The 226-nt window shown below is 38.5% G+C and carries 1 protein-coding gene; it reads left to right on the top strand.

Going from position 1 to position 226, the window contains the following annotated elements; genetic code table 11:
• The coding region (locus LB465_RS18275) for an ATP-binding protein (RefSeq protein ID WP_224471335.1) at window positions 1-130 on the top strand (130 nt) is incomplete at its 5' end.
• Window positions 131-226 lie beyond the last annotated feature (96 nt).

Here is a 226-nt window from a genome sequence, read left to right as displayed (position 1 = left end):
ACAAATACCCGTATCGGCCTGGTATGATATAATTGGAGAAGGAACTATAGCAGACGCTATTCTGGACAGGATCGTGAACTCCTCACATCGGATCGACCTCAAAGGTTATGACAACAATATGGTTATGTAAAGCCCGATGTAAAGCGTGTTGATTTATAGCATATTACGTTACAACTTTACATTTAGGCTTTACATAAAAATTATACTTTACCCAATCCTTTCAGCC

Origin of the sequence: Salegentibacter lacus (assembly GCF_020164555.1) — a bacterium.
GTDB lineage: Bacteria > Bacteroidota > Bacteroidia > Flavobacteriales > Flavobacteriaceae > Salegentibacter > Salegentibacter lacus.
This window is presented reverse-complemented; position numbering and strand designations above follow the sequence as displayed.